The sequence below is a fragment of the Ferdinandcohnia sp. SAFN-114 genome (assembly GCF_059415045.1).
In genome coordinates this window covers 1-6361 of the sequence record NZ_JBPFDQ010000153.1, presented here as the reverse complement: position 1 = coordinate 6361, position 6361 = coordinate 1, and the positions used below count along the sequence as shown (strand labels likewise).

Below are 6361 nucleotides of genomic sequence, written 5' to 3'. Positions count from 1 at the left end.
TTACAAAAGTTAGGGAACCATTTAGGTATCCCTAATTTTATAATGAATATCAACATTAAAATTTAACACAGCCTTTATATTATTAATTTCCTGCTGCTCGTAGAAAGAGTAATCAGAAATCTTAATATTTAAAATGAAGATTGTAGCCAAATTAATGGCTACTTTTTTTATTTGATGGAAATATTTGATATAATTTACTTTGAAAAGGTAATTGTTGAAAGTAATGCAATATGCCTTTTAACTTTTTACTGAATGTAAAAAAGCTTGCATGTTAGCATTTAGATAGGATCAAAGGGACTAACAATGGTATATCCCTTTTGTTAAGAATTTGTGGGGGTGAAAATGTAATGAAACAAGAATATGCCTTGCAATTTATTGAAGTTTTTAGCAAGGAATGGGCCGAGCTTGGAAAGGATTTTGAGCTACTTTTATTTAAAGACATTGATGCTTCTCTTTTTAAGGCAAGAAAGCTAGCGGAACTCCTAGTAAAAGAAGTTTATATACAAGAAAAAATGGACTATCCGTCACATGCGAATCAAGCAGAAAAGAATATGTTGCTAAAAAATGAAGGTATTATAGAAGATAATGTATTCAGTGCGTTGGACAGAATACGGAGAATGGGTAATGCAGCTATACATAATGATAAGAAAATACCTATTTCGGACGCATTTAAGGTCCATCATAATTTGTTTTTTATAGTAAAGTGGTTTGTTGAATCCTATGTGTTAAGTCCAGACAAGGAGGTTCCACCATACCAAGATCCACAATATGAAACACTTGATGAGAAGGTAAAAAAACTATTGGCTGAGTACATACCTGATTTTCTAGAAAAAGAGGAACAATTGAAAGTGGTAGAAAGAGTAGAAGAACGTGAACTACCAACCCTTCATAACTCTTATTTGCTTTATCAGTTGAGCAAATTAAGAGAATCTTCACAAGAGGCTGTTGAGGGATACCAGGAATTAAGTGATTTTAAGAAATATATGCATGTTAAACGGCCAATACAAGATACATTTGAGTCACATTTACAAGAATGTAAGGACTCACCTGGTAGCAAATTAATATTTTTATGTGGGAGTGTTGGAGATGGAAAATCCCATTTACTAGGCTATTTATCTACGACAAAGCCGGAGCTAATAAGTCAATTTAAAATCCACAATGACGCAACAGAGAGTTTTGACCCGAAGAAAAACTCAATGGACACGCTGTCTGAGGTTCTTGAACCATTTTCTGATTCTCTTATTGATGAATCAAGTGAGAAATTGATTTTAGCCATCAACCTTGGTGTACTACATAACTTTATTGAATCAACCTATGCACAGGAGAAATATCAGAAACTAAAGGCTTATATAGAACAAGCTAGGGTATTTGAATCTGGTGTCATTTCATCACCTGCTGAGCATGATACATTCAAGCTTGTGAATTTTGCTGATTACCATTCATTTGAACTAACTAAAGACGGTCCTATATCTACCTATATGTCAACACTTTTTGAAAGAATCACAAAAGAGGATTCTGATAATCCATTTTATGTGGCCTATCAAAAGGATAAAGATAAATTTTCGTATAATCCATTACTTATTAATTTTAAAATGTTTAGTTCGAAGTCAATGCAGCAACAGATTATTCAACTAATAATCAAAACAATCATGAAGGACAAACTCATAATCTCATCACGTGAGTTACTTAATTTTGTTCACGATATACTCGTACCTGCTGCTGCAGAGGAATTAAAAACGCATGATTTTATTGATATGCTGCCGCATTTGCTACCCAATCTATTATTTGAGGGTGGAGATAAGTCACCTGTTTTGAAAATGTTAGGCAATCAAGATCCAATTCACTTTCGGACACAAGAGGTTGACGAAAAGCTGGTTTCACTTTATAACTCAGGGAACTATTACGTCTATTATCGGGATATCATTTTTGATTCATCTGCACAAGAATGGATTCAATTATTAGAACCTGTTGAAAATATTGCCTTCTTAGATAAAGACACTAAAAGGGAATTAAGTGAATTACTTATTAGAGCATCTTTTCTTTATGACTCACATTTAAAAGAATCGTTTAAGGATACGGTCTACGAAAATTATATGAAATATTTATATGCTTACAACACAGATAATGGACGTAATCTACTAGATTTATACTTTGAAGTAGAGAAATCAATCTATCTCTGGAAGGGAAGCCCAACAAATGGATACCTTTATCTTGATGATGAAGGGAATTTGATAAGAATTGCGGCTCCTATTCAAATCAAAAAAGAGATGGTAACGATTAAAAACGAATCACAGGAGATTATCTTCCGGTTTACTCCAACACTATTTCTAGGATTTCGATGCGCTCCTTATAAACAGGTTCACCATGTGGAAATTGACTTACCATTATACGAAATGATTGGTAAGGTACTTCAAGGGTATCGACTCAATAGGAAAGATCGAGAGGACTCGATTCAATTTATTAAATTTATTGACAGTCTACTTCCATTTGGACAGCAGCAGGAAGAAATTTTAATAAAAGACATGAAGACACAGTTCATGTTCCGCCTGGAATATGAAGAGTTTTTTGGTTTTAAGTTCAATAGGGAGGGGTGAATGAGTACATGAAACCTGAGGTTTATACGTTAGAAGCACTCAGAAAATCTCTAAGTGTGAAAACAAAAAACGGGAAGAAAACATTAAAGCATACGATTAATAAAAGGGTTACATTACTACCTTTTAAGACGAGAAATCCTGAACGTGCTAAATTTGCAAATGGTTTTGCACCTGTAATTGGAGAGTTTTTTCGTCTTGTTGAAGAGAAAACATATCATAAGACAGATGATGAAAATGAGCTTGACATCGAGACCTTTATCACAAAAGTCAGTGAAAATGTTCAAATGAATGAGGAAGATCGACCTTATTTTGAAGATATTTTAAAAACATTTCTCTATAGTGCTAACGGTATCCGCTTGTTTCATCCGATGATGTTCAAGTATCTTTTATTATCCGATTCGAAAGAGGCGACTGGGGAAAAGGATATTGCTCAGTATATCTATGATGTGTTATTAAAGCACAACAGCCAAATTTTAGAAGAAATACTACAAATAAAAGAAAATGAACATGTGTTGGTAAGATTGATTCATAAATTACTGCCTGAATTAAAGGCTGGCAACACAAAAGAAACATATGCGATGGCTTTTCCTTTTATTAAGGATTTATTCTTAGAAGATTTACGTACTTTAACGCTTAATCGTGATTTCTTTATGAACAATATTAGTTTGTTTATAGCTTATTATTACTTCTTTTCGGTAACACAATTAACTTTGAAGTTAAATCAATATGAGGAAATGGATAAAGAGGTAGCGAGTCCTGTTTTCTATAATCTTGACTGGGAAGCCACAAATCGTAATCGAAAAGCAACGACAAATGGCTTTAAGCTGATAACAGAGGCGTCCAAACAACTACTTAGTCATATGAATACTCTTGAGCATGTTAATTATCTTTTAAATCAAGAAAATCTATTATACAAAGATCTTGTTCAGCATTTTGAGACACTGGCAGAGGCAGATAGAGAAAAGGTGTACTCAAATTTATTTGATTGGACGAAGGAATACTCTGAAATTGTACTTAATAATGTTGAGGGGATTGAACAGAAAGGAAGTCTCGAAGAAGCCTATCGTCAGTTGCAGAAGCAGATATCGTTGGGGTTAACTAAAGAGACTATTTCAAGATATGCTCTTTACATTAATGAAATCGGGAAGGTTTATTTCTTAAAAACAAGGGGTTCGTTAGGTTATACCTTAAATGTGACACAGGATTTTCTCCTTCTTCTTACAGCTGTATCGGTTAAACAGGAAAAGATTTCACTTAAACAGTTATTTGTTGAGTTTGAAAGACGCGGTGTTTATTTTGATCGCTATTCTCGAGAAGAGATTATAAAGTTGTTTAATAAACTCAATTTAATTGAGAAAAAAAGTGATAGTGGTGATGCCCAGTATGTTAAACCAATTTTATCAATACATGAGTAAAAAGTTGATTCGATTTCTCGAATCAGAACAATTAAGTGGTGGCGAACGGTTTTATTTACAATTCGATAGTAAAGATAACGTTAAGGATTTTTATCAAACGCTCGGTCAAAATGGAATCGCAGAACCATTCGTGTATAAGCACGAACAAGGTTCACCATATCAAACCTTTTGCCTTATGATGGGCTCAGTAAGAGTAGTGGTTGCAGCAACTATTAATGATGTAACGCCAGATTACTTAGTTACATTAAGAAACCAAGTTAGTGAACAAGATAATGAATGGAAGGAAACGGCCCTACTAAGTATATGTTATGAAACGCTTGATAGTATTCGAGGAGGCAGTAGCGATTTACAAAAAGAAGGGATGCCATTTAACATCCTATCAATTACAAAATACATAAAAGAAGAATTGGAAACAAATGAACAGCTTTGTGAGCCAGAAAAAGAGGTTATTCGATTTCATTTAGATAAAAAGTTAGAAGATGTCGTTATTCAAACCTCTTTATGGGATTATGCAGATGTCATTTCGTTAATCGAAAAAGGTAAGATTGAAACTGGTGATTTCAAATCACTGCATTTATTCATTGATAATGAATTAAATAAAAGCTCCAACATGAAGTCTGCGGACATTCGCAGTCGTTTAGCAGAGAACTTTTGGCTTTTCGAAAATGTACAACGTATACATGATTATGGAACACAGGAAACAGAACTTGAGAAGCTATTTGATGATAAGATGCAAAATAAGTTAAAAAAGGATAATTGGTTTGAAAACGACTTTTCCCCCGTGAAAAATTCGTATGACAATAATAAAGGTAGCTCACTTCAATACCTTGCTGGAAATACAAAGAAGGGTAATAAGAGTCTTGAGTTTTGGGAAAAAGCATTTCAAGAGACCAAAGCTGGACAACGAAAACGTCATTTAATCATTTTTAATTCAGATGAACGCGAATCTATTGAAATGGTGTTCGAATTTGATGACTATTTGAAAAACCAATTCATTCATAAAAAGAGTACACCTTATGCGGAGGTAAGCGGCAAAAAACTAAAGGTAAAGCTACCTTCTACATTGAATGAGGCGAAATTTTACCAAGTTAAATATAAGCATAAAGACGAATCAAAATCCGGTTACGAGTTTAATTTTCTGATTGTCCCATTTTCAGCAAAACAATTTGAAGGCATAGAATCGAATTATCACCTTGTTGTAAATGGTTCTGATTCAAGAATCGTTCTAAAATATGAAGGAGACAAAATTTCATTTGGTTCCTTTGGCGAAGAAAAGTACCAAGTCATACAAGAGGGCTATCAAACAGTTAATCTGCCTGACAAAGAGAAGCTTACTGTTGAGTTAGATTACTCAGCTTGGGAGGATAATTCACTATTTTTCTCAATTAAATACCTTCAAGTGTACATTCCTATAGAGATAAAAGATTCTGATTCAAAATCTTCACGGATAAGTGCAAGACAAGTTTGGAAATTAAAACGGGAACATAAAGAAAACTTTATATTTGAAGATGAGAAGTTAAGACAAGGTACGTCAATCTTTTATCCATTTGAACGCTTCAAAGAGCTGTTATATCATGAAAGTGATTGGATTGAAAATAGCTATCGTTATGTTGTAGAAAACCAACATATTGATACGCTCACATTACCTATTGAGATTACTGAATGCTATGATGCATATTTAAATTATTTTAAACAGAACAAGACACTACCAAGCTTAACCTATATGAATAGTGATCTTCAGGAGTTAGCTACTAAGCTTGTTTTGGCTGTAGATAAGGCTATACAAGAGATTAAAGAAGATACCTTGTTGAACAATGAACAAAAAGGAATCTTTAAATTAGGTATGCAAGTAGAGGGCGGAAAAATATGGTTAACGCCATTTCATCCACTAAACATAGCGTACCAACTAGCAATTGAAGAGGAAGTAAAGGATGAAATTATTGATCGTAGTATCCTTGAACGATTACATCCAAAGAACCTCTTGCCGTATATTTATTCCGATAAGGCTAATTTGTATAGACCAAGTATGGAGTTTGAATATCCTGAGTGGCATGAATATGAAAATGAACAAATTGTTTCTGTCGGAACCGCTAATGAATTTTTAGCTAAGGTTGTTGAGGAGAAAATTAAGCAATATATCCATCATTTTAATTATTTATTCCTAGAAAGCTCTCGTTCACCTTTGTTATTAAATGTGATTCATATTCACAATGATAAAGAAGTTGTTAAAGGAATTTGTCAATACTTGAAAAAACAACTAGAACAAAAGGGCCCCAAAGTGAACTGACCTAGCCAAATGAGACATATATAAAACACCTATCCATATTAAATTTAACACTTTTTCATTAATTT

At 33.4% G+C, this 6361-nt stretch carries 3 protein-coding genes; all 3 read left to right on the top strand.

Features of this window, described 5'->3' with window-relative positions; translation table 11 throughout:
* Window positions 1-347 precede the first annotated feature (347 nt).
* From dptF to ACR65M_RS26165, 3 genes are read left to right on the top strand one after another with little or no spacing between them, the layout of a single operon-like run.
* The gene (dptF, locus tag ACR65M_RS26175) at window positions 348-2594 is read left to right on the top strand and encodes a DNA phosphorothioation-dependent restriction protein DptF (RefSeq protein WP_440274878.1); all 2247 of its coding nucleotides are present in this window, start codon (window positions 348-350) and stop codon (window positions 2592-2594) included.
* Between the two features lie 8 nt (window positions 2595-2602).
* Window positions 2603-4009 carry a DNA phosphorothioation-dependent restriction protein DptG gene (dptG, locus tag ACR65M_RS26170; RefSeq protein WP_121445974.1) on the top strand — a complete coding sequence of 469 codons (1407 nt, stop codon included), beginning with the start codon at window positions 2603-2605 and terminating at the stop codon, window positions 4007-4009.
* Window positions 3978-6296 carry a hypothetical protein gene (locus ACR65M_RS26165; RefSeq protein ID WP_440274877.1) on the top strand — a complete coding sequence of 773 codons (2319 nt, stop codon included), beginning with the start codon at window positions 3978-3980 and terminating at the stop codon, window positions 6294-6296. The genes dptG and ACR65M_RS26165 overlap by 32 nt, the downstream gene beginning before the upstream one ends.
* The last annotated feature ends 65 nt before the right edge of the window (window positions 6297-6361 follow it).

Coding starts and splice junctions, on each gene's coding strand:
- dptF (WP_440274878.1), top strand. CDS start 348: ATGAAACAAGAATATGCCTTGCAATTTATTGAAGTTTTTAGCAAGGAA.
- dptG (WP_121445974.1), top strand. CDS start 2,603: ATGAAACCTGAGGTTTATACGTTAGAAGCACTCAGAAAATCTCTAAGT.
- ACR65M_RS26165 (WP_440274877.1), top strand. CDS start 3,978: ATGTTAAACCAATTTTATCAATACATGAGTAAAAAGTTGATTCGATTT.